The sequence below is a fragment of the Bacillus sp. FJAT-29814 genome, assembly GCF_001510715.1.
GTDB lineage: Bacteria > Bacillota > Bacilli > Bacillales > Cytobacillaceae > Neobacillus.
The window spans coordinates 209,252-232,180 of sequence record NZ_LMTJ01000006.1 but is presented as its reverse complement, the minus strand read 5'-3'; the positions used below and the strand labels follow the sequence as shown (position 1 = coordinate 232,180).

At 38.9% G+C, this 22,929-nt stretch carries 24 protein-coding genes; 11 read left to right on the top strand and 13 right to left on the bottom strand.

Annotation, left to right across the window (positions count from 1 at the left end; translation table 11 throughout):
• Nucleotides 1-166: 166 nt before the first annotated feature.
• The 5 genes from AR334_RS17960 (at nucleotide 167) to AR334_RS17940 (ending at nucleotide 4,832) form a co-directional block, all read left to right on the top strand.
• Nucleotides 167-1,387 carry a sensor histidine kinase gene (locus AR334_RS17960; protein ID WP_066314478.1) on the top strand — a complete coding sequence of 407 codons (1,221 nt, stop codon included), beginning with the start codon at nucleotides 167-169 and terminating at the stop codon, nucleotides 1,385-1,387.
• Complete coding sequence (locus tag AR334_RS17955) at nucleotides 1,356-1,991, top strand: response regulator transcription factor (protein ID WP_066314476.1); 636 nt, start codon at nucleotides 1,356-1,358, stop codon at nucleotides 1,989-1,991. The genes AR334_RS17960 and AR334_RS17955 overlap by 32 nt, the downstream gene beginning before the upstream one ends.
• A gap of 68 nt (nucleotides 1,992-2,059) precedes the next feature.
• The gene (locus AR334_RS17950) at nucleotides 2,060-2,611 is read left to right on the top strand and encodes a GNAT family N-acetyltransferase (RefSeq protein ID WP_066314474.1); all 552 of its coding nucleotides are present in this window, start codon (nucleotides 2,060-2,062) and stop codon (nucleotides 2,609-2,611) included.
• Between the two features lie 133 nt (nucleotides 2,612-2,744).
• A complete protein-coding gene (locus AR334_RS17945; RefSeq protein WP_066314473.1) occupies nucleotides 2,745-4,193 on the top strand; it encodes a serine hydrolase in 1,449 nt (482 codons plus the stop codon).
• Nucleotides 4,194-4,229: 36 nt separating this feature from the next.
• Complete coding sequence (locus AR334_RS17940; protein WP_066315377.1) at nucleotides 4,230-4,832, top strand: undecaprenyl-diphosphatase; 603 nt, start codon at nucleotides 4,230-4,232, stop codon at nucleotides 4,830-4,832.
• 268 nt (nucleotides 4,833-5,100) lie between these two features.
• On the opposite strand, the gene arcC is transcribed toward AR334_RS17940, so the two are convergent.
• From arcC to AR334_RS17875, 13 genes are all read right to left on the bottom strand, one after another.
• On the bottom strand, nucleotides 5,101-6,063 hold the full coding sequence (gene arcC / locus AR334_RS17935; protein ID WP_066314472.1) for a carbamate kinase: 963 nt from the start codon (nucleotides 6,061-6,063) through the stop codon (nucleotides 5,101-5,103).
• Nucleotides 6,064-6,124: 61 nt separating this feature from the next.
• Entirely contained in the window at nucleotides 6,125-7,615 is a 1,491-nt protein-coding gene (locus tag AR334_RS17930; protein WP_066314468.1) for a YfcC family protein, read from the bottom strand.
• A gap of 69 nt (nucleotides 7,616-7,684) precedes the next feature.
• The gene (locus AR334_RS17925; protein WP_066314465.1) at nucleotides 7,685-9,049 is read right to left on the bottom strand and encodes a M20 family metallopeptidase; all 1,365 of its coding nucleotides are present in this window, start codon (nucleotides 9,047-9,049) and stop codon (nucleotides 7,685-7,687) included.
• A 156-nt stretch (nucleotides 9,050-9,205) separates the two neighbouring features.
• Nucleotides 9,206-9,388 carry a hypothetical protein gene (locus tag AR334_RS17920; RefSeq protein WP_172799241.1) on the bottom strand — a complete coding sequence of 61 codons (183 nt, stop codon included), beginning with the start codon at nucleotides 9,386-9,388 and terminating at the stop codon, nucleotides 9,206-9,208.
• Between the two features lie 68 nt (nucleotides 9,389-9,456).
• Nucleotides 9,457-10,467 carry an ornithine carbamoyltransferase gene (argF, locus tag AR334_RS17915; protein ID WP_066314457.1) on the bottom strand — a complete coding sequence of 337 codons (1,011 nt, stop codon included), beginning with the start codon at nucleotides 10,465-10,467 and terminating at the stop codon, nucleotides 9,457-9,459.
• A 74-nt stretch (nucleotides 10,468-10,541) separates the two neighbouring features.
• Nucleotides 10,542-11,780 carry an arginine deiminase gene (arcA, locus tag AR334_RS17910; protein WP_066315375.1) on the bottom strand — a complete coding sequence of 413 codons (1,239 nt, stop codon included), beginning with the start codon at nucleotides 11,778-11,780 and terminating at the stop codon, nucleotides 10,542-10,544.
• 427 nt (nucleotides 11,781-12,207) lie between these two features.
• Nucleotides 12,208-12,900 carry a Crp/Fnr family transcriptional regulator gene (locus AR334_RS17905; RefSeq protein WP_066314454.1) on the bottom strand — a complete coding sequence of 231 codons (693 nt, stop codon included), beginning with the start codon at nucleotides 12,898-12,900 and terminating at the stop codon, nucleotides 12,208-12,210.
• A gap of 27 nt (nucleotides 12,901-12,927) precedes the next feature.
• Nucleotides 12,928-13,380, bottom strand: a complete 453-nt coding sequence (locus AR334_RS17900) for an arginine repressor (protein WP_066314450.1) — start codon at nucleotides 13,378-13,380, stop codon at nucleotides 12,928-12,930.
• Nucleotides 13,381-14,234: 854 nt separating this feature from the next.
• Nucleotides 14,235-15,548, bottom strand: coding sequence for a glycosyltransferase family 87 protein (locus AR334_RS17895; protein WP_066314448.1), 1,314 nt, complete (start codon nucleotides 15,546-15,548; stop codon nucleotides 14,235-14,237).
• Between the two features lie 197 nt (nucleotides 15,549-15,745).
• Nucleotides 15,746-16,156, bottom strand: coding sequence for a GtrA family protein (locus AR334_RS30780; protein WP_066314439.1), 411 nt, complete (start codon nucleotides 16,154-16,156; stop codon nucleotides 15,746-15,748).
• Complete coding sequence (locus AR334_RS17885) at nucleotides 16,143-17,129, bottom strand: glycosyltransferase family 2 protein (RefSeq protein ID WP_066314438.1); 987 nt, start codon at nucleotides 17,127-17,129, stop codon at nucleotides 16,143-16,145. Before AR334_RS17885 ends, AR334_RS30780 begins: the two co-directional genes overlap by 14 nt.
• Nucleotides 17,107-19,704, bottom strand: coding sequence for a YfhO family protein (locus tag AR334_RS17880; RefSeq protein WP_066314437.1), 2,598 nt, complete (start codon nucleotides 19,702-19,704; stop codon nucleotides 17,107-17,109). The genes AR334_RS17885 and AR334_RS17880 overlap by 23 nt, the downstream gene beginning before the upstream one ends.
• A 59-nt stretch (nucleotides 19,705-19,763) precedes the next feature.
• Nucleotides 19,764-20,096, bottom strand: coding sequence for a DUF192 domain-containing protein (locus AR334_RS17875; protein WP_066314432.1), 333 nt, complete (start codon nucleotides 20,094-20,096; stop codon nucleotides 19,764-19,766).
• A gap of 300 nt (nucleotides 20,097-20,396) precedes the next feature.
• Here AR334_RS17875 and AR334_RS29560 point away from each other — a divergent pair, with 300 nt between their 5' ends.
• From AR334_RS29560 to AR334_RS17855, 6 genes are all read left to right on the top strand, one after another.
• Nucleotides 20,397-20,567: a Flp family type IVb pilin gene (locus AR334_RS29560; protein WP_156431307.1), complete on the top strand. Its 171-nt coding sequence runs from the start codon at nucleotides 20,397-20,399 to the stop codon at nucleotides 20,565-20,567.
• A gap of 36 nt (nucleotides 20,568-20,603) precedes the next feature.
• A complete protein-coding gene (locus AR334_RS30170) occupies nucleotides 20,604-20,774 on the top strand; it encodes a Flp family type IVb pilin (RefSeq protein ID WP_216638031.1) in 171 nt (56 codons plus the stop codon).
• Between the two features lie 36 nt (nucleotides 20,775-20,810).
• Nucleotides 20,811-20,981, top strand: coding sequence for a Flp family type IVb pilin (locus AR334_RS17870; RefSeq protein ID WP_066314430.1), 171 nt, complete (start codon nucleotides 20,811-20,813; stop codon nucleotides 20,979-20,981).
• A 108-nt stretch (nucleotides 20,982-21,089) separates the two neighbouring features.
• On the top strand, nucleotides 21,090-21,599 hold the full coding sequence (locus tag AR334_RS17865; protein WP_253701314.1) for a prepilin peptidase: 510 nt from the start codon (nucleotides 21,090-21,092) through the stop codon (nucleotides 21,597-21,599).
• The gene (locus AR334_RS17860) at nucleotides 21,599-21,973 is read left to right on the top strand and encodes a TadE/TadG family type IV pilus assembly protein (protein WP_066314429.1); all 375 of its coding nucleotides are present in this window, start codon (nucleotides 21,599-21,601) and stop codon (nucleotides 21,971-21,973) included. Before AR334_RS17865 ends, AR334_RS17860 begins: the two co-directional genes overlap by 1 nt.
• Nucleotides 21,974-22,918: a TadE/TadG family type IV pilus assembly protein gene (locus tag AR334_RS17855; protein WP_066314425.1), complete on the top strand. Its 945-nt coding sequence runs from the start codon at nucleotides 21,974-21,976 to the stop codon at nucleotides 22,916-22,918. It begins immediately after the preceding gene.
• The last annotated feature ends 11 nt before the right edge of the window (nucleotides 22,919-22,929 follow it).

Genomic DNA, 22,929 nt, shown 5'->3' with positions numbered 1-22,929 from the left:
CAATCAGAAAATTTAAGGGGCTGCTACAGGAACTGAATCTCGAAAAATTCGGCCTTGGCGCGAACTGCAGGAACTTGTTTCTAAATGACTTTTGGAAAATTTTAGACAAAACATCATGGTTGTTGCTATCATGAAGTTAAAGAACGAATGATAGGAATGAAGACCTATGGCCACAAACCGAAGCTGGATCTGGGTTGATACGTTGCTTGCAGTCGTAAGGTTTATTTATTACCTTACCGGCGTTGCTTATTTCATCCAACATCCTGAGGAAATGGGAATGTCGTATGGACTGTTTTTCCTCTGGTTTACTATATGCATTCTCGCACCACACCTGTTTTGGCGTCCGGGCTACATAAATGATGTTATATATGCAATTACAGAATTAACCTTGGTCGGCTTGTTTCACATCTATTTTATTTTTTATGTCGGAACGGCAGTAGGGGTTTCCCTGCTATTTATGCCGGCACTCATCCTTGGTTATTTAGGCCGAAAAAATACCCATATCTTTAGTTTCATCGTATTATCGTTTTTAACTATTTCTATTTACAATATTGAGCCAAGGTTCATGAGTATTGCGACTTATTTCTTTGCCCTTGCGGTGTTATTCGCATTTGGCTATATCTTCAACAATATGTTAAACACTCAGCGGAAAATGAAGCTGTTATTGGAAGAAAACCTGCAAAAAACCGCTTTAATCGAGGCACAGAACAAAGCATTGGAGCAATACACCCGTAAAGTGGAGGAACTGACGCTTGAGGCCGAGCGCAACCGGATGGCCGGAGAATTGCACGACACCATTGGCCACACGTTTACCTCAGTCATTGTTGGGATGGATGCAGTCTCCTACTTAATTGACCTTGCTCCGGAAAAAGCGAAGGAGAGGCTGGCCGTTTTGCGCGAAGTCACCACTGGGGGACTCAACCAGCTGCGAGAGCAAATCCATAACATCGCCATCGATGATGAACAGCTCTCGCTTTCTAGTAAACTTGAAAAAATTGCTCTCGAATTTTCGGATTATACTAATACGGAAGTCACTATACAGACTTTCGGCCACGAGCAGGAATTATCTAAATCAGTAAGCTTAATTCTGAACCGTTGCTTGCAGGAGTCGCTGACGAATGCTAAACGGCACGGCGAAGCCTCGAAAATTGATATCCAGCTTGTTTTTAAAGACGGTGAGCTAAAATTAACGATTCAGGATAACGGGAAAGGCAGCAGCAATTTGAAGCAAGGGTTTGGACTGCAAACCATGAAGGACCGATTGTCGCAGGTCAACGGAAGCTTGATAATACAATCGGAAGAAAATCTGGGAACAACGGTAATTTGCATGATTCCACTAAAAGGGGTTGGGGAAATTGAAAAAAATAAAACTGTTGCTCGTGGATGACCAGGAGTTAATTCGCGAGAGCCTAAATATTGTGTTGGCAATGGAAGAGGATTTTAATTTGATCGGCATGGCAGGGAACGGGCAGGAAGCAGTGGGAATTTGCGAAAGGCAGCAGCCAGACGTGATTTTAATGGACATCAACATGCCGGTGATGGATGGAATTGACGCCACTAAAGCAATCAAGCAGCGCTGGCCGCACATACAAATTATCATCCTGACAACATTCCAAGAGGTTGAGTTTGTGAAAACGGCATTGAGTCACGGTGCGGAAGGTTATTTACTTAAGGCCATCCACCCGAAAGACTTAGCGTCAAGCATCCGCCTCGTATCCCGGGGTGAGACCCTGATCAACCAAAGCCTGGCAAAACAATTATTGATGAACCTACCAAGCGAACGGAAGGACGAACCCGTTGGGAATAAATTCGGACTGTCTGACCGTGAATCGCAGATTCTTCAATGCATCGCCAACGGCCTGAACAACCGGGAAATCTCGGAAAAATTATTCTTGACCGAAGGCACGGTTAAAAATTATGTCTCGAGAATTTACGCCAAACTAGATGTCCGCGACAGGGTGGATGCAGTAAATAAATTTAAATCAAAGTAATGACCACAGTCACTATACAGGTGTGACTAATTCTTGCTATTTTTTAAAAAAGAAGGTTGTGATGAAGCATGTTTGTAAACTCGAAAATTGAAACGGAACGCCTTGTGATTCGCCCTTATCATGAGGAAGATGCGCAGGCGATCTTTGAGATGGTCAACGAGGAAAACCATTTTAAGTATATGCCGGATGGGCCCTACAACAAAATCGAAGAGATTGAAAGCTTGATTCGCTGGTCAAAGAACTGTAACGCCAAGAATACAAAAGAGAAGATTTATAAGTTCAATTTAGGCATGTTTCTTAAGGAAACAGGGGAGTTCATTGGAATATGCGGCCTCGGCCCTCACGATGTCTATCTCGATCGGATTGAGGTTTATTATAGCCTAAAGAAGAAATACCAAGGAAAAGGGTATGCGAAAGAGGCTGCCCAGGCAGTAGTTGCCTATGGCTTCAACACGATAGAACTTCCCAAGATTGTCGCAACCGTCCATCCCGAAAATGTCCCTTCCGTAAAAATAATCGAAGGGCTTGGGATGAAATATCAATATACACTTTCCGGATTTGAAGGCGACCTAGTCGAACACAATGGCTATGCGTACTATGAATTAGAACCAAGTAAATAAATGTAAACAAAAGTCGGCCTAACCAGCCGGCTTTTATTTTTTTTGATGACCGTTTTGATTATTCGAGTAACTAACAATGTGTGACTTTTACTCGATATAGTTAGGGCAGATGAAAATGGATGGAGGAATACCAATGAAAAAAACTCTAACGATCACAATCCTGGCACTGCTGTTAATCGTCAATATCGGTGTCACGGGATTTTTCCAATGGCCGTTACAACCGAATATCAAGGCAAACGTAAAGGAACTCGATCAGTACCTGACCGAGCAGAAGTTCAACGGATCGGTGTTGGTCGGTTATCAAGGAGAAATTATTTTTGAAAAAGGCTACGGCTATCAGGACAAGGAAAACGGAGTAAAAAATACCGAGGACACCGCATTTCTGGTTGGCTCGATTACTAAACAATTTACTGCTGCCGCCATCCTGCAGCTGCAGGAACAAGGGAAGCTGCGGGTGAGTGATACACTGGATCACTACTTTCCTGACTATCCAAACAGTGAAAATATTACAATCCAGCAATTATTGACCCACCAAGCGGGGCTGCCGGAGTATTTGGGTTTATATGAAGAAGCTGATTACGGGAAAGAGTTTACAGTAGACCAGCTTTTAGAAAAGATTAGGGTCGCATCTGTGAAAAGTCAGCCGGGTAAGAAGTTCCAATACAACAATACAGGCTACAACCTGCTGGGCGGGATTATTGAAAAAGTAAGCGGCCAGAGCTATGAGAATTACCTGAATGAGCATATTTTCAAACCGGCAGGAATGAAGCAATCTGCATTTGGCTTTGATGCTGACAAGCAGCCTGAAAGGGCAGTTGGGTATCTAAATGAAGATTTTGAGAAGGCGCCGTTTATTCACCCGTCATTCGCCTATGCCGGCGGAGCAATCTCCTCGACTTTAGGGGATTTGTTTTTGTGGGACCGGGCTTTGGCGGGGGATAAGATTTTGTCTGAAAAAAGTAAACAAGATATGTTCCAGTCGCACACAAATGAGACGCTCATGCCGAACCAGGCTTACGGCTATGGCATGTATATCGTCGAAGAGGGAAAGTCGATGTATCATCCGGGATTTATCGATGGCTTTAGCTCCAATATTTTTCGGAATACGGAAAATGACCTTGTGATTATTGGGTTGAGCAATAAAGGGGACAGTATGCATTCAATGCTACCAGCGATTCTTTACGATTTTAGTGAGAACCTTGAACAATCTTGGAATGGTTATTCGGCAAAGATCCTTCTATATTTGTTGTTGGCCGTCAATGTTTTTGTACTTGTGAGATGGATTGTTTGCCTTGATCAAGGCAAACGGACATTAAAGCCTGCACGATGGTACCAGGTAGCATTCCAGACCGTTCTTTTGGGGTTCATTTCATTAGTATTGCTGGTCATCCCATTCGCGCCGAACTTTGCCCATGAACTGTTCAGCTCGCAACGGCTAATGTTTGTGGCTGTGCCAATTTGGAAAACAGCCGTGAACTTGGTGGTTGTTATTTCAACATTAGCAATAATTGGTGCGATACAGCCTTTTATTAAAAAAGAAAAGGCTGCTATTCCGTGGAATCAGGCGGCTCCAGGGAGGTAATGTTTCGTGTCGCAGTTAAATATAGATATTTTCCGGATGATAAATAATTTAGGGAAAGAGTATGGGTTTTTAAATCCAGCTGTCATCTTGTTGGCAGAATATACGCTGTATGTTTTATGTTTGGGGCTGGCGTTTTATTGGTTTACGAGGCTGCGGGAAAATCGGCTGATGGTATTGAATGGAATGCTTGCTTTTGTGGTTGCGGAGGTGCTTGGAAAGGTCTCCGGTCTGATATACTCCCATAATCAGCCTTTTGCGGTTCTGGCGGATGTAAAACAGCTTGTGGCCCATGAAATTGACAATTCCTTTCCAAGCGATCATACCATTTTGTTTTTTTCGATTAGTTTTTCGATTTGGTTGGTGAGGAAAAGAGAAGGCTGGTTGTGGCTGCTGCTGGCCATAGCGGTTGGTCTGTCGCGAATTTGGGTGGGGGTTCATTATCCGGTAGATATCCTGGTTGCAGCTGTTTATGGAATGGGTGCGGCACTGATTGTACATTGGGTTTCTCCACGGCTTGCCTTCGTTGGAAAGATGCTTTTTTTCTATGAAAAGCAGGAAAGTGCGCTCTTACCGAGGGCCAAAGACAGGTTACAAGGATTTTTAGTAAAAATGAATGGCTATTGGCAACAGTTCTGGTGAAAAAACAAAGGAAAGTGTTGTCAATAGGGCTTATTGGCAACAGTTCTGGGGAAAAAACGAAGGAAAGTGTCGTCAATAGTGCTCATTGGCAACAGTTCTGGGGAAAAAACGAAGGAAAGTGTCGTCAATAGAGATAATTGACAACAGTTTTGGCAAGGAAATGAAGAAAAGTGTCGTCAATAAACCCAAAAACGAAAACCCCCACTCCGAATGAACCATCATCCGAAGAGGGGTTTTTTCTAAAAAAAGTAATTTTGCTTTTAACAATCTAAGCCAGAACCGGTGCACCCAGTAAGGAAACCACTGTACCCGCTTTGCCTTCAACTGCCGCTACTGCGTGATCCAATGAGGTGATAATCGTCCTGCGCGCCGGGCTGGTTTGAGCGAATTGTATGGCTGCCTCAACCTTAGGAAGCATGCTGCCAGGTGCAAAGTGGCCTTCTGCAATATAACCATTCAATTCTGGAATGCTGACATCCGTTAATTTTTTCATGGTTGGTTTGTTAAAATCAATGCAAACATTCTCAACACCGGTTAGAATCACCAATGCATCAGCGTTCACCAACTCAGCCAATTTCTCCGAAGCAAAATCTTTGTCGATGACTGCTTCGACACCGACGATACCTGCTTCCGTTTCAACGACAGGGATTCCGCCGCCGCCAACGGAAATCACGATATTTCCAGCCTCGACAAGCGAGTTGATTACCTCGTGTTCCAAAATGCTAACCGGTTTTGGTGATGCGACCACCCGTCTCCAGCCACGGCAGGCATCTTCTTTGAACTTGAACCCGGTTTCCTCCATGATCCTCCCAGCTTCCTCTTCACTGTAAAAAGGTCCAATCGGCTTGGTTGGATTTTCAAACGCTGGGTCAACAGCATCAACCACTACACGAGTCACAACCGTTACTATATTTTTTACAATTCCCCGTTCCCGCAGCACTTTATCCATCGCGTTCTGCATCCAGTAGCCGATCATTCCCTGGCTCATCGCGCCGCACGTATCAAGCGGCATTGCTGGATTTTTCACGGAATCGGCGGCTGCCTGCTGCAACAAAATATTACCCACCTGAGGCCCATTGCCGTGCGAAATAATGATATCGATTCCTTGTTCAATAAAATCAGCCAATTGACGGGCTGTAGTTTCAAGCGCCTGCTGCTGTGCCGCCGCGGAAGCATCACCTGATTGAATCGCGTTGCCGCCTAAGGCAACAACCACTTTTTGTTTTTTCATAATTTATCCGCCTCTCTGTCAAGGGTGCGGGATAACGAACCCGCACCGCTCTAGTAATCTCTTAAGCCATAATCGTAGCAACACTCATCAGCACCATAACCACAATGGATAGCACCAATACTAATTTCCAAACATGCTTCAGATAGGTGCTATATGGGATGCGGGCAATTGCCAACGCGCCCATGATAACTGCACTTGTTGGTGTAATCAAGTTGACGATCCCCGATGCGCTTTGGTAAGCGGTAATCATGATGTCACGGCCAACACCAGCGAAGTCGGCCAATGGAGCCATAATCGGCATTGACAACGTTGCAAGTCCTGAAGTAGATGGAACCAGGAAGGAAAGCGGCAAGTAGAATAAGTACGACAGGTTCGTAAACATTACGGAACCTATATTATCCAGCATGCCTTCGCCCCAATGCAGTACAGTTGCGGTCATACCGCCAGCATCCATGACAACCGTGATGCCGCGGGAAATTCCGATGATAATGGCTACACCAAGCAAGTCGCGCGCGCCATTGATGAAAGTACCCGTAAAATCCTCTTCCCCCATTTTGTAAATGAAGGCGATGATGATGGAGGCGGTCAAAAACAGCATTGTTAACTCGCCAAACCACCAGTCGCCAAGCGGAATCATGCCGCCAAGCAATTTTCCGATGAACGGGATTTTGCCTAAAGCAGTTACCAAATCTTCAAAAATAGTAATATTAAATTTGTAGGCCCATGGAATAACACCGAGGATCATGATGACAAAGGTTAGACCGAATACGGTGAGAACTGCTTTGCGTTTGCCTGTGAATTCAATGTCTTCATTTTTTTGATTTAAGAAATGCTTTTCGTTATCCTCTTTCATATTGGCAATAATCGATTTGGACGGGTCATCTTTTACCTTTTTCGCATAACGCATGACGAACAGGATGGAGATAATTAAGGTAACAACCAAGATTATGAGGCGAAGCAGCATGCCATCACCGATGGAAACACCGGCAAATCCAGAAGCAATCCCGGTCGCAAACGGGTTAACTGTCGACCCCAAACATCCCACACCTGCACCAATCGCAATAATCGTTACGGCGGTCATGGCGTCATAACCTGCTGCAATCAGGACAGGAATCAGGATCGGATAAAAAGCAATCGTTTCTTCGGCCATCCCGTAGGTGGAACCGCCAATTGCGAACAGGGTCATCAAAATCGGAATTAGCCATTGCTCTCGGCCCTTCAATTTTCGAATAACCCTCGTGACTCCGGCATCAATCGCCCCGGTTTTCATGACAACGCCAAGGAATCCGCCAATGACCAGAACGAACAAGGCGATATCTTTTGCATCGAAAAATCCGTTAATTGGAGCATTCAGGACTTCCCACAAACCTTGAGGTGTTTGGTCAGCACTTGGCAGTTGCTGGTATGTCCCGGAAACTGGAATTTCCGTTTCCGTCGCTTTATCGACCTTTGTATCATATTTTCCTCCCGGGATTACCCAGGTTAACGCAGCAATCACAACAATAATCAGGAATAATAACGTATAAGCGGTAGGCATTTTAAACTTTTTCATTTGGAATTCCTCCATTTAGATGGAATTGTATCTCGCGGAGCGCGGTCGTCACTCCGCCAGAATGCAAGCCTATCGTGTTAATTGATAAATTGCTTTTGCATAAATCAACATCGCTTTAAACATTTCTTCCAGTTCAATGTGCTCATCTGGCTGATGCTCTGTTTTCGTTTGGTTCGGGAACACTGCGCCGAATGCGACAAAATTATCCATCGCCCGGGCATATGTGGCCCCGCCTGAGGAAATCGGTTGTGATTCCATGTCACCGGTAACCTCTTGGTAAACACCCATTAACGTCTTGATTAAAAAATGATCCTTTGGAATGTAGATGGATTTCAGGTAATCGAATTCCTTATATTCCAGGCCGTAGCCTGCTGCCACTGCCGAAAGCTTCGTGACGATATCTTCTTTATCCGCTGTCACCGGGATGCGAATGTCAATCGACAATCTTTCAACTTCCTCGTTTAACTCCATTTTTCCAACATTGAACTTCAACTTTCCGGAAGCCTCATCTTCACATTCTCCAAAAATCGCCGTTGCAAACGGATCTTCCTTGACCAAATCATTGATAAACTCAATCGTTTTCGAGGTGTAGCCGATTTGTTTTAGGGCAATGAGCAGGCGGTTTATCGCATTAATGCCTTTTTCCGTCACTTGGGCGTGAACAGATTTCCCTAGAACAGCAATTTGAAGATCATTTGTTTCATAGCCAAACCCTAGTTCATCTAATGCATTTTGTAATTCCGCAAACCTTGGTCCACCGTATCGGGCTGTGTCAGGCACCGCGTTAAATGCATGACCACCAGTGATCCTTAAATCGGTTTCGCTGCGGCCTTCAAGTGTGATCTGCAGTAAACCTTTTTCAGCGTACACGAGCGGGAAAACAGAATCCGGGGTAAAGCCCATTGAAGGAATTTCCTCGATTTCACAATAGCTATTCATGCAGCGCCACAGTGTTTCTTCGTCAGTGCCGAAGATAAACCGAACCCTCTTTTTAAAAATAACCCCAAGATTCATTAACGCTTTTACCGCAAATAAAGCGGCTAGTGTCGGACCTTTGTCATCCTGGGTGCCGCGCCCGTACATTTTTCCGTCTTTGATAGCTGGCTGAAAGGGAGAAGACTCAACCCATTCATCTAGTTTTCCGGCAGGTACAACGTCCAGATGACCGAGAACGCCAATCATCTCTTCGCCAGCACCAATCTCGGCATAGCCGTAATAGCCTTTCGGATCGCAGTAGGTTCTAAATCCAAGCTCCTCGCAGATTTCAAGAGTCTTTCTTAGCGCACGGTCGATATCACGGCCAAATGGGAATCCGTCCTCGCCCTCGTTGATTACACTTGGAATTTCCACCAGCTCCATCAACGCCTGATGGAAGTCACTTTCAATTTTTCGAAGCTCCGGAATGAAAGATTCGGAGATATTATTTGTTGGCATGCTCCAAGGATCCCTCCTTTTTGAAGGTTTTTTCTTAAAACGCAAGTAGTAATAGCTTATCCGCAAGTTGGGCGTGCGTATCCGCAAATTAGGGTGGCTTATCTGCAAGTTGGAATCGCATATCCGCAAGTAAACCTCTAATATAGAGAGTAAAGTTTACTCATTCGAGAGTAAATTCGGGTTATTCGAGAGAAACGCACTCTCATCCAAGAGTAAAATTACCATATCTGATAGTAAGACAAGCTTATACGACATTAACGGGATTCTATCTGACAGTAAAGCAAGCTCATCCGACAGTAACGGAACCCCATCCGACAGTAACAGAACCCCATCCGACATTAACCGTCCTCGCCAACCACCCAAGAAAGAGGAGAGGAGCAAATCTCCATCTCCTCTAAAAAACTCCACTATTCTAGTTTACCCAAAGTAGCAGCCATTACTGCCTTGATGGTGTGCATTCTGTTTTCAGCCTGGTCAAACACTTTGGAGTGCTGGCTGCGGAAAACTTCGTCGGTTACTTCCATTTCAGGCAGGCCATGCTTTTCATGGATAGCGCGGCCGTAGCTTGTTTCAAGGTCATGGAAGGCTGGCAGGCAGTGCAAGAATATCATTTTTTCGTTGCCGGTCTTCCTAACCATTTCCATGTTGACTTGGTATGGAGAAAGAAGCGCGATTCTTTCGGCGAACTTGTCTTCTTCACCCATGGATACCCATACGTCTGTGTAGATCACGTCTGCATCGGCAACACCTTCGTCGACATTGCTGGTGATGGTAACGCGGCCGCCGGATTCAGCAGCAAATTTTTCAGCAATCGCGACGATTTCAGCATCCGGGAACAGCGACTCAGGAGTGACGATCCGAACATCCATACCAATAAGTGCGCCGCCGACAAGCAAGCTGTTGGCCACGTTGTTGCGGCCGTCGCCTGCATAGACGAACTTGATTCCTTCTAAGCGGCCGAAGTTTTCTTTTACTGTTAAAAAGTCAGCAAGTGTTTGGGTTGGATGCCATTGGTCAGTCAACCCGTTCCATACTGGTACGCCGGAATGCTCAGCTAGCATATCCACTTTTTTGTGCTCAAAGCCACGGAACTCGATGCCGTCAAACATGCGGCCTAGAACCTTGGCGGTGTCTTCAATAGATTCCTTTTTGCCCAACTGGATGTCATCTTTTCCTAAATATTCAGGATGAGCGCCAAGGTCGATGCAAGCTACAGTGAAGGCGCAGCGAGTGCGGGTAGATGGTTTTTCAAAAAGCAAAGCGATGTTCTTGCCGGCCAAATAGCGGTGTGGAATGCCGTGCTTCTTCTCATCCTTCAGTTTCATGGCCAAATCGATGAAATATAAGAACTCTTCTTTAGAAAAATCCATTTCGCGAAGAAAGCTTTTTCCATATAAATTAGGTGCAACTGCTAACATTTGAATCTACTCCTTTAGGTTGGTTTTTTTATTGGAAATTTTATTCCCGGCCGGCATCGAACCGGCCGCTTCCATTACTTGCGAAGATCCTCACGCACAATCGGCATGCTCATGCAGCGTGGGCCCCCACGACCGCGGGACAATTCCGAGCTGGCAATTTCAAGCACTTCAATGCCGTATGAGCGCAATAACTCATTGGAAATGTAGTTTCGGTCGTAAGTGACGACTACGCCTGGTGCAATGGCCAACGTATTGGAGCCATCATTCCATTGCTCGCGGGATGCCGCAATTTCATCGCCGCCGCCGCAAGGGATGAGCACAAGCTCGTCAAGATTTAACACTTCTTTTAACGCTTCCTGGAGGTTGGTGCGATGGGTAATGTTGACATGTTCCTCATCCGGACCTTTTTCAAGAATGTAGACATTCATATTACCGGTCGGACCTTGAATTTCCGGGTGAATCGTAAACTTGTCGTAATCCACCATGGTAAACACAGTGTCAAGATGCATAAACGCTCGGCATTTTGGAATTTCCACAGCGACAACCTTTTTAAAGTTCGACTGCTTTTTGAACAAATTCAACGCCAATTTTTCAATCGCTCTCGCGGAAGTCCGGGCTGAAACCCCGATGGCAATGACTTCATCACTTAGTACCAATTCGTCGCCGCCCTCAATCGAGAAGCCGAAGTCACGGTCCAGCCAGACTGGAATGTCATGGCCCGCGAAGCGTGGATGGTATTTAATAATGTATTGCATGAACAATGATTCGCGGCGTCGTGCCGGTTCGCGCATTTTGTTTATTGACAATCCGTTGCCGATGCTTGCTGCTGGGTCGCGGGTGAAATATAGGTTTGGCATTGGGTCGAGATAGAATGGATAGTGATCCTCCATTAACTCGTATAAGTGCGATTTCTTGCTCGGCTCGATTTCTTTTTTCAAAATTCCTGACATCACTTTGTCCACCATGTCAGCAGTCGTGAACGAATGCAAATAATCTCTCAATACGCTTGAAGCCCCGTTGACATTCGCCTTGCTTTCTCGTAAAATATCATCTATGAATTGTTTTTTTATCTCTGGATTACTCAGGGTTTCAACAACCAATTTTTCGAGGTATAGGACTTCTATGCCTCTATTTTTTAATGTCTCGGCAAAATAATCATGCTCTCTCTGTATGATTGGCAAATAGGGAATATCGTCGAACAATAACTGCTGTAGATATTCAGGTGTGAGATTCTCGACTTCTTTGCCAGGGCGTTTTAGTAAAACTGTTCGAAGGGTACCAATTTCTGATGTCACATGGATCGGATGCTTCAATTGATTCTGCGTATTCCTCTGAGTAGTCAGTTCCAGGATACTGCTCATTTTTCTTCCTCCTTTATTTAGCTAATCAGAATTTATTCCATAAATTCTGAACGCATAAATTCAACTACGCCTCTGTCTTCGTCCTAACGGACTCGCCAATCGGCGAGTTTTCATTTAAACTATCCTTTCTACACCTTCATTGTAAGCGATAACAGCCACATGCCTTTGTAACCGTTCTAACACCCCAACTGTTAAAATCCTTACGTTTTTTTGTCGTGCCCCTTAAAATCCCATGCATGTTTATGCAAAATCTTATACATTTCGATATTGTCAAGGGGGATTTCATGCATATCGACTGAATGACAAATATAGTTCACAACTGAAGTTCTAATTTTCTGAAAAATGGACATAAAAAAAGACCAGCACTGAATGCCGACCATTACTTGAAGTATTCAGGTTGATGAAAGAGGATTTTCTTGCAATCAACGGAGATGACTTGCTCTCGTTTTAATTGGTTCATTAATAGACTGACAGTTTCTCTGGTTGTCCCCGATATTTTGGCGATATTGGCGGCAGTAAGCGGGCAGGGAATAACGATTTCGTTGCCGTTCTGAACCCCAAGATCCTCCATTAAAAATTGTAGCGTATGCATAACACGGTCTTGAGCGTTTGGAACAAGGATTTTTTGCACCCGCTTTTGATGAAGAATTAAAATATCAGACAGCTTGGCAATAACGTGGAATAAAAGTTTCGGGTGTGTTTTAATCAAATTCTCCAGCACATGCGTCTCCATAAAGTAAAGATACACATCGGTCACGACAATCGCAGTGTCCTGGTAGGCTTTATCCTGAAACAAGCCGCCATACGGAAACATCTGATTTTTCTTAATAAAATCAAGATAAAGCATGCTGCCATCTTCGCTGCTCCGCTCATACATCACGTACCCGTCCATCAAAAAGTAGATTTTATCTCGGGGATCGCCCTGGGTAAATAAACGCTGATTTTTCTTGTAGCTGCGAAAATAAAAGTGCTTCAAATATTTTTGCAGTGTTTTAGTTTGCAAGCCTTTTAAGATATCAAACTGGTTTAAATCATAAAGCGCATCCATATGAATCACGTTGGAGTTGAGCATGTTGGCACCTCCTTTCGGTGTGAATCATTATTTTTGCAATAACTCAAGCTGCTGCTTAAGCTTTACCGAGTCGCGGGGAGAGCGGCAGATAATCAGGCAGGTATCATTTCCGCAGACAGTCCCAGCCTTGCCGGCAAGCTCCATTGAATCTAGGAGCACACCGAAAGAATGGGCATGGCCCGGCAATGTTTTGATGATAATGAAATAATTAATGACTTCCATGCTAACCAGCGCATCTCTGAACTTGTGGCGCAGCTTTTCGGAATTTAAGTGGTCCTGATCTACTTTAAAGCTATATTTAGGCGTACCATCCTTGGAAGGCACCTTGATCAACTGCAAGGTTCGGATATCCCTTGATATCGTCGCCTGTGTCACACTTAAACCGCTTTCAAAAAGTAATTGCTGCAACTCCTCCTGGGTTTTCACCTCTTGTTCAGTGATCAGTTCGGATATTAACTGTAAACGTATCTCTCTATTCATCGAAGGAACCCGCTTTCATAGTGGTCTCATTTATAGGATATGGGTAAATTCCTCCAATTGAAATGGATAAATGGTGAACAATCTTGAAGGATTTGCGGACTGGCGGGGTTTTTGGGATGATTAACGATAAATTTTAAAAAAAGAAGGGCTAAAACTTAGGTACACTTGATTTTCAGCCCTGTAGGATATTTATTATTTTTTGAAAAGTATTAGCTATAGCAATTTTGTATGTAAATTTATTACCTTTTTATCTGTATAATCTTTTCCTGGATGAATATAGACATAAAAATGTGACATCTCTGTAATATATTAGCGCCACTCGGACATTCAAAGAACCACCTCCTTTATTATATAAGATTAATTAGCGAGAGATTCTAAGGTACCAAGCTCAGAATCTCAGTCGACGAAGCATTGCCTGAAGCTGTACCTATTCTAGGAATCATGGCAGATGTACTTAAAAGTGTCCATGAGAAGGGAGTCCTTTGGCCATTTGGATGATTTTCAACTTAAAGGTCCTTATTCCACGAAAAAGTATTTATAAAGACTTAACCAAAAAATACTTTTAGTATTGCTAAAATAATAATTAAAAGAAAGCATAAAGTGACTAAATAGTACAGAAAGTGCCGCCAATCCCCTTAAAGAGTCTAATTCAACATAGCGACTGTTCCTAGTTCAATTATTCACCTCTAAAACAACAATATAAATAATGAAACAAAGTATTTAATATTAAAACACTTCTCAATTCAGGGAAGTATCTTTTCAAACAATTGAAAACTAACATTATACAAGTTAGAGCATGCTGTCTTGGACATGCCTCTCAAAGACTCTATGTATAATGAAAATTTAGTCTCTACTCACGATTTATAGCCATTATAATTGATGGTTTTGTCAGCCAGAACAGTTGATCTTAACTTAGGCTTAAGTGTCTTTAAATCATAGTAATATTCAATTCTTTTGGCAGAATTAAGATTTTGTTTTTTATTAATTAATATTAATGAAAGGAAAATAAGCATTAGTCCAACAAAATATTCTCCTTTGGAGTTTCCGAAATCCAAAAATGTAAAAATCAAAAACGAGAGTGTACAAAGTATTACTATTAAAAATTTAAATACACCCTTAAATTTATAATTCCGCCATAAATAATGGACAATAATTATTAGCGGGAACATAGATAGTATAAGATGATGAACCTCTAAATGAGGAGAAAAAATCAGTGGACTTATAACAATTATCCCAATTTCAAATTTTTGGTGATTGCTTCGTTGTAATAAATATATATATAATAAAAAGAATATAAAGAAATATATAAAGAAAAGAATATTACTTGGTGCATCTGGAACATAAGTTGAAATTATTCCTTGAATAGAATTATCATATGGTACTCCAAAATGACCAAGTTTCTTGTTAAAATTCCAAAAATCTTTTGTAGAGAAGTTCCATAAAGTTCTCCACCCTATGGTCGAGATTACAATTAAGGTACAGATAAGAATTGAAATAAAAGTACCAATAGCTAATTTGACTTTTCCTTTTATAAGGTAGAAAACTAATATTATTGCCGGGGTTACTTTGAAGACAATAGCTAGACCTAAAGGAATTCCAGCAAAAAAGTCTTTTTCTCTTTCATATAGTAAATAAATCATAACTGCAACTAAAAAAAAGATTAAGCGGTTACTGTTCGACAATAGTGTATCAAAAACAAATGGATAGTGTAAAAGTGATAGCAATACAACTAAAGAGATAATAAATTTATAATTTTTTTCCTTGAAAATTAATTTTATAAATAATAGTAATCCTATAATATATAAAAGGCTTAATAATAAATTCCAAATATACTCTGCGTCATTAAAAGAAAATAACCCTAACCAAGAAAAAAATACAGCAAAATGTGGTGGGTATAAATAACATGCGTTTGGCGGTAAATCCGTATTGTAATTTTCTTTTACCTCTGCTTGAAGTTTACTACAATTGTATAACCACTCCGGTTGTTTATTTTCCCAAACGTTTTCAAAACTATAATGAAAATAATAATAATCTGAAATTGAAGTTTTTTCCTGCAAAAAGCCGTTATTTAGTAATGCTGTTATAACTGGTAACCATCGAAGTATAACAATTATTATAATAAGGTATATAACTAATACTTTTGTAATATTTTTGTACTTAGTACCCATTTATCTCTATCTCCTTTCTGTTATTTATAAACCTGTTTATTTTCAGTAACTTTATTTGAGAAAATATTTTTATGTCCGTAGTTTTATTATCAGTTGTATTATCTATGTAGAAGTGTTTTAATCCTACAATAATAAATGTTATGTCGTGTGAAGAATAATTGTTCAAAATGCTTTTCGTGTTGGAGTTATATACTCTTTTATATTTCATCGGAAATACGAAAAGTCCAATAATTATTTAGGAGAAAATTCATAGTTGGTATACATATAATAGTGATAATTTGACCAAAAATATAATGGAGATTATGGATTTCAATGGTAAAATACATAATAAAACTATTTGTTAATAGCCCTAGTATTGATACTAAAAAGTACTTAATGAATAAATTGGTGCTGTTGTTAGTATTTTCCTGGAAAGTGTATTTTCTGTTTAAACCAAAAGAAATTAGCACGGTTAAAATAAATCCAATAGCAGAACTGAAAATAGGAGATAGCCGGAACACCTCTACAAGAAAAACAAGAGTAGAAAGGTGAACGGCTGTTCCTATAACACCTATGACACCATAGCAACCTACTTTTTTATAAAAACCAATTCTTTTAGAATTCAACATAATCTTTTTTCATTTCTTTTCTGTTAGTAATTTCTCCTGAAACCATTACATCTTCAATTAAATATCTAGGTCTATCCTTAACCTCTTTATATATGGCGGAAATATATTCCCCAAATACCCCAAGGCTTATCATGAAGATACTTCCAATAATTAGTTGTAAAAGAATTACTGTTGTAAAGCCGGTAAGGGCATTCCCAATAAATTTTTGGTAAAGTGTGTGGGATCCTAGTATTATGGCAGCAATAAAAAATACAAATCCCATAACACTTACAAATCTTAATGGTAGGGAGGTAAATGATACAACTGCGTTTAATGCAAGCTTTACTAATTTAGTAAAGCTCCATTTTGTTTCTCCGCCTGTTCTTTGAGCTACTTCAAACTCAATTTTAATTTTTTTAAAGCCTAACCAAGCAGTCATGCCCCGAAAGAAGGTATCTTTTTCAGGCATCTTCTTCCAAGCTTCTAACACTTTTTGGTCTAGTAGTTTATAGTCCGAAGCACCCTTTAGATTGTATCCAGTAAATACCTCTAGAATCCAGTAGAAAAAGGTTGAACTTAGGCGGTATTGAAATTTTTCCTTTCCTCTATCTCTCTTTACACATTCAATAATCAAAAAACCCCCATGACACCATAAATTGACCATTTCTTGTATGAGTGAAGGAGGATGCTGTAAATCCGCATCCATGACAATTACGGCATCTCCAGTTGCATGTTCTAAGCCAGCAACAAGAGCGGATTCTTTACCAAAGTTCCTGCTTAACTTTATAACGAACAAATTCGGTAAAAAAAATAGGTTATCCGATAATTCTTTCCACGTTTTATCTGTTGAACCATCATCAATAACAATAATTTCGAAGTTTAAGGTGACCTTTTTAACCTCCTCTGCAATCTTTTTTATGGAATGAACAATATGACTTCCTTCATTATACACAGGTATAACAAGAGATATTTTAGGATTGTAATTCCTTATCATTTATTAACACCCACTTTCTCCTTTTATTCTCTTTTAAGAAAACTTTAATAAAAACCATTACGCTGATTAAAGAAATAATACCTCCAAAAGTTAAACCTTTTGGGATAAATTCCATTTGTAAGTCATACTCACCTTTTTTTAATGGAATTCCCATGAATGAACCCAACACTTTTAATGGTTTTACCTTTTCCCCATCGACTGTTATTCTCCAGCCTTCGTCCCAAGGAATGGATAAAAATAAAAGTTGATCAGTTTGTTTAATTCTTACTTTTGCCCCCAATTTATTATTATTTTTTCCAGTAATAATAAAAGAATCTTTATCAATAGTATTTAAATTGTTATGTAGGTTCTTTAGGTTTGTAAAATAAAATAATTCGTCTCTGATGTATTTTACTTCGTCTTGGTCGAAGTGAAGTTCGATTGCTACTTGTTCATTTTTAAATTTTCCTACATCAAAGATTCCCTTAAAATGACTTCTTAGATAATCTCCTATTTCTTTATTATTTATAAACATTTTAATGTTCTTATTATTAGGGCGAATATTCCTGGAATTTAACAAATCAAATTTAGCATAAAAGTTAGTTTCCTCATTAATGTTAAATAAATATTTTACTTTTATTACTTCATTTTTCTTTAGTCTGGATAATTGTTTTCCATTATCCAGCTTCTTAAAGACGGCATTTTCATATTCAATTTTTTGGGGGGGGATTGGAACAAATAAAGTTTCATTGGTTTTAAACATGGTTTTATAAATTTGATTTTGAAGATCAAAAGGATTATTGAAATCAGCAACATTAATATTTCCTATATCCTTTGTAATTGGATATCCAATACGTAAGTAGTTATCATTTTTTAAAATGGATAATTTATTAATTCTAGATATCTCCTTAAAGCCTTCCTTTTCAAATTTCTTAGAACTAATAAAATATTTTTGTCCAAGAATGGCATCAGAAAATATTGTACTTCCCTTTCTGTTATAATTTGCCTTTTCGGCATAGAAACCCAAAGAATTCATTGTTTTAATTAAATGATTGCTTAACATTGAACTTGAGTGACCGAAGCTGCTATGACCCACTGTTAGGGAATCATTGTTTGTGTTATTTATATCAGTTTCAACACGATAGAAATGAGTTTTATCGATTTTATTTATTTGATTTAGACCTGCCCTATAATCACTGTATTTCGTATATTCAATTCTATTCGCACGTCCAATTTCTGCATAAAGGTCGGAAATTAAAATAGTACTATTAAATAATAATTCCGTAATCATTAATAAAAAAAATATTACAAACCCTATTCTTTTTAGATTCCTTTTTTTTACATATAAAATCAAAGTAAAAATAGAAAGAAACGATAGATTTATAAAAAGGTTATGTTCTCCACTATATAGAGGGCTAAAAAAAATGAGTACTATAAGGTTTAGCAAAAAAATAATTAGTAATTGTTTTAATCTGATGGTTTGTATTTTCTCGTATGCCAATAAACTAATATTTAATAGAATGAATGAGAAAATAAAAGAGTACCGATACGGGAACCAATTTGGAATGTCCCCTGCATGCCATATTAAATTCAAGGGAGGAACTATAAATGATAAACCTAAAATAAAAAGCAGAGTCCCCCATTTTACTTTTTCTAACCTATTTATTCTACTAATAAAAAAGATTGGCACTAATAAAAGAATAAATGTACCAATATAAATAATGGGTGCCCCTTCGATTGCAGAATCATAAATACCGCTATAGAGCATCAAGAAAAAGTTAAGATCTGGTTTATTTAAAGAACTGTTATTGTTACCCAAGGTTTCTAAGAGTTGAAAAAATGTTGGAACTGTTAAAAATGCTGAGATTCCAATAGATATTACTGTCCCTTTCAAAAACTTATATATAATTGCTTTTATATCAATGATAGTTTTCATCTTTTTAAATTGATAAAGATTAATTACTAAATATAAAAAGATAAACAGGCCAATCATGTATGAGATGTAAAAATTCAGAATAAACATGAGCGATAATAAGATTGTATATGGAATTATTGTTTTATTACGTAATACGGAATCTACTGAAAGGATTATCAAAGGGAGTAAAATGACTCCATCCAACCACATAACATTAAAATAATAGTTGATGTTATAGGACATAAGAGAATAAAAAGCTGAAAAAAATACAATTTCATATGATTTAAATGTAATAAACTTCTTTTTTATGAAATAACTTATGGATATTCCACAAAAACCAATTTTAATTAATATCATTGCTGCAATTGCTTCAGAAAAAAAATCTTTCGGAAAAAATTGGAGAATTAACAGAACTGGGCTGGAAGTATAATAAGCAATTATTCCAAAGAAATTTGATCCTAAACCAGCATTCCAACTATATAATAAGCTTTCATTTCCCTTAATTGCTTCAAGAAAATAATAATAAAAATGAATATACTGATGAAATAAATCAGATGAAAAGACAGTTCCTTTTCCGAAAGGATATATACCAGACATTATAAAAACTGTACCAATAATGACAATTGGTAAACAAAATGATAATAAGAAAACTAGGAAATTATTCTTTTGAATATCTTTCAATTATCCCACCACAGTTCTTTATTAAATATTGACCATGCTCCTAAAGTTGGTCAAAAAAATTAAGTTAAAAGGTTAATAACTTCTCCTTGCTTTAGTTCAAACCGTGCAACGGTACCCGATGGCAATTCGATCACGGAGTATGCACCCTTTACAGGCTTGACAAACTGCCATGGCTTCATCCCTTCAATCATTTTAACTATTCTGTTTTCATTATTTAGAAAGACGGCATCAATCTCAAAATTCATAAAGCACATATGGATGGAGTTGCATGGAATAATCCATAGCCCCTCATTTTCCAACTGGGTATTCCGAAACATAAGACCTTTAAATCTTTTGAAAAAGGAATCTGCAAGTTTAATATTATATGGTATTGTTTTGATTATTTGATCCATTTCTTTTATTCCCCCTTAACTAAATTTGTTCTATATATTGAATATAATATAAAACGAAAAAGTTCTCAATGTTTGGTTTTGTAAAAAAATGTCGGTTTTTATTAAGAACAAAAAATGATAAAAGTGTTTACTTTTTAATTGAAAAGTACTAATATGATTTTAGGAATTGTTCATTATAAAGAACAAGATAAAAGAAGTGAGAAAAAATTACGAAGCTTAATTCTTTATATGTTGTTTCATAAAATGAACATCTCCGTTGGATAATTCATTTTTTAAAAGAGGAGAGGAGGAAAAAGGGGTATGTTAGAAGGAATGAAAAACCTAGCAATTAAAGAAGAAGGGCAAGCCTTGACGGAGTATGGCTTGATCATTGCTTTAGTTTCAGTACTGTTAGCTGGCTCACTAATTTTATTTAAAACTGAAATAGCTGGAGTATTTACCAAAATCATTGCAGCCTTAAAAAGTACTTAATAAGGATTTAATAATTATTTTTTGGAGGAAAAGAACATGGTACAAAAAATAAAGAATCTAGTAGTACAAGAAGAAGGGCAAGCCTTGACGGAGTATGGCTTGATCATTGCCTTAGTTTCAGTACTGTTAGCCGGCTCACTAATTTTATTTAAAACTGAAATAGCTGGAGTATTTACCAAAATCATTGCAGCCTTAAAAAGTACTTAATAAGAATTTAATAATTAGGATTTGGAGGAAAAAGAATTGGTACAAAAAATGAAGAATCTAGTAGTACAAGAAGAAGGGCAAGCATTAACAGAGTATGGTTTAATTATTGCATTGGTTTCAGTGCTTCTAGCTGTATCACTTATTGCTTTTAAGAATGAATTAGTGGCAGTGTTTAATAACATTATTACTGCATTAAAGAGTAGCTAATCAAATTAAAACAAATTAAAAAGTTCTGCTTTTTAAAAAATGAACGTAAACCAGAAGAAGCCCTGCTTAGTTAAGTAGGGCTTAATCCTTAAATTGGGGTAAATCACTATGATAATAAAAATAATCTTAGTCACAATTTTATTAATCTCACTTTATACGGATGTGAAAAAGAGGAAAATTCTAAACATTGTAACCCTCCCCAGCATTCTACTAGGATTCGTGATTCATATAATCTCAAATGGTTTAGATGGGTTCCTCTTTAGTGGAAAGGGTTTCCTTACAGGATTAGGGTTACTGATAATCCCCTATTTGCTTGGAGGGATGGGTGCTGGTGATGTCAAACTGATGGCTGCCATCGGGGCATTAGCGGGTACTAGTTTTGTCTTTTATTCTTTTATCTATACCGCTTTAATCGGTGGATTAATATCTTTGGTACTTATCATCAAACAAAAAGGCTTTTTGAATTCACTTAAATCTTTTCTATATGCAGTAGTGTTTTTCAGAAGCAACGTTGGTTCCATTTTCCTTGCGAAGAATAAACATTCTAGCATTTCTTTCCCATATGGGGTTGCAATTGTATTAGGAACGTTTTGTTCACTTTTATGGGGTGGATTTTAATGAAGTCAGAAAAAGGTCAATCGATGGTTGAGTTTGCATTAATCTTACCATTACTAATACTAATGTTATTTGGAATTATAGACTTCGGAAGGATCTTTCATGCATACCTAACTATTGATCATGCAGGAAGAGAAGCTGCTCGTGCTGCAAGTATTGGCAAGGATGACACTTTTATTAAACAAAAGGCTGTTGATAACGGGGTTAGTATTAGTTTAAAAGGTACCAATGTAGCTATTTCCCCAACGGGTACAAAAAAATCAGGGGATAATGTAACAATTACAATTACTTATCCTATAAATTTCCTTACTCCGGTAATTGGTAATGTTGTCGGACCTATTACTTTAAAAGATACTACGGTGATGAGGGTGGAATAGATGAAAGAAATATTAAAGTTATTAAAATTTGATAATGAAAACGGTGCCTCTCTGGTAATAGTTGCTTTAGCAATGGTTGCCTTATTAGGCTTTACTGCATTAGCAATAGATGGAGGAAGGCTCTATATCGAAAAAAGCAAACTACAAAATGCTTTGGATGCTACAGTTCTAGCGGGAGCACAAGGACTTCGAACTAGCCAGACCAGGGCTATTGAAATTTCAGAGGATGTCTCGGAAAAAAATGGCTATAAAGTATCTGCGAGTGATCTATCGTTTCCAGATAACTCAATTAAAGCAACTAAACAAATTAACGTTCCTATGACCTTCGCTAAGGTAATTGGTATAAATACTGCAACAGTTAGTGCATCTGCAAAGGCGACGGTTGGTCCATTAACTAAAGCAAGTGGGATTTCACCTTTTGTAATTATGAAAAGTGATATTCCTAATAGAACAATACTAAATTGTGGATCCACAAATCCTGGCGACCTTAGTGGTAATTGCGGATATCTAAAAACATCGGAAAGTAATCTTCGAGATGCAATTTTAAAGGGATCCACTTTTGATTCAAGTAAAACAGTTTGGACAGACCCGGGGGCAGCCGTTGGTCAAGTGGGTCAAGCAATTGACGAATTAATTGCCAGGGATAAATTAAAGGATGCTGCCGGAAATTTTATTAAACCTCATTGTCAATCTGCAAGTACTGCAGATAATTCATGTGAAAGAGTCCTAACTTTCGTAGTTATTGATGAATGGAAAGATGTAAAGGGAAATCCAGTAACCGGTACTAGTGAGTTGAAAATTGCTGGATTTGCTTCATTTTACATTGAAAAATATGATGATAAAAAACTTTATGGTGAATTTATTAAAATGGTAGAACAGGGGGAAATTGGGACCGGAACAGGAATTGGAGAATACAATCTAGTTGGAGTAAAGCTTGATGAGTGACACATTGTGAC

Coding starts and splice junctions, on each gene's coding strand:
- AR334_RS17855 (WP_066314425.1), top strand. CDS start 21,974: ATGAAAGAAATATTAAAGTTATTAAAATTTGATAATGAAAACGGTGCC.
- AR334_RS17920 (WP_172799241.1), bottom strand. CDS start 9,388: ATGTCGGATGGGGTTCTGTTACTGTCGGATGGGGTTCCGTTACTGTCG.
- AR334_RS17940 (WP_066315377.1), top strand. CDS start 4,230: ATGATAAATAATTTAGGGAAAGAGTATGGGTTTTTAAATCCAGCTGTC.
- argF (WP_066314457.1), bottom strand. CDS start 10,467: ATGTTAGCAGTTGCACCTAATTTATATGGAAAAAGCTTTCTTCGCGAA.
- AR334_RS17945 (WP_066314473.1), top strand. CDS start 2,745: ATGAAAAAAACTCTAACGATCACAATCCTGGCACTGCTGTTAATCGTC.
- AR334_RS17905 (WP_066314454.1), bottom strand. CDS start 12,900: ATGCTCAACTCCAACGTGATTCATATGGATGCGCTTTATGATTTAAAC.
- AR334_RS17960 (WP_066314478.1), top strand. CDS start 167: ATGGCCACAAACCGAAGCTGGATCTGGGTTGATACGTTGCTTGCAGTC.
- AR334_RS17925 (WP_066314465.1), bottom strand. CDS start 9,049: ATGCCAACAAATAATATCTCCGAATCTTTCATTCCGGAGCTTCGAAAA.
- AR334_RS17900 (WP_066314450.1), bottom strand. CDS start 13,380: ATGAATAGAGAGATACGTTTACAGTTAATATCCGAACTGATCACTGAA.
- AR334_RS30170 (WP_216638031.1), top strand. CDS start 20,604: ATGGTACAAAAAATAAAGAATCTAGTAGTACAAGAAGAAGGGCAAGCC.
- AR334_RS17860 (WP_066314429.1), top strand. CDS start 21,599: ATGAAGTCAGAAAAAGGTCAATCGATGGTTGAGTTTGCATTAATCTTA.
- AR334_RS17895 (WP_066314448.1), bottom strand. CDS start 15,548: ATGGGTACTAAGTACAAAAATATTACAAAAGTATTAGTTATATACCTT.
- AR334_RS30780 (WP_066314439.1), bottom strand. CDS start 16,156: ATGTTGAATTCTAAAAGAATTGGTTTTTATAAAAAAGTAGGTTGCTAT.
- AR334_RS17930 (WP_066314468.1), bottom strand. CDS start 7,615: ATGAAAAAGTTTAAAATGCCTACCGCTTATACGTTATTATTCCTGATT.
- arcC (WP_066314472.1), bottom strand. CDS start 6,063: ATGAAAAAACAAAAAGTGGTTGTTGCCTTAGGCGGCAACGCGATTCAA.
- AR334_RS17875 (WP_066314432.1), bottom strand. CDS start 20,096: ATGGATCAAATAATCAAAACAATACCATATAATATTAAACTTGCAGAT.
- AR334_RS17950 (WP_066314474.1), top strand. CDS start 2,060: ATGTTTGTAAACTCGAAAATTGAAACGGAACGCCTTGTGATTCGCCCT.
- AR334_RS17885 (WP_066314438.1), bottom strand. CDS start 17,129: ATGATAAGGAATTACAATCCTAAAATATCTCTTGTTATACCTGTGTAT.
- AR334_RS17865 (WP_253701314.1), top strand. CDS start 21,090: ATGATAATAAAAATAATCTTAGTCACAATTTTATTAATCTCACTTTAT.
- AR334_RS29560 (WP_156431307.1), top strand. CDS start 20,397: ATGTTAGAAGGAATGAAAAACCTAGCAATTAAAGAAGAAGGGCAAGCC.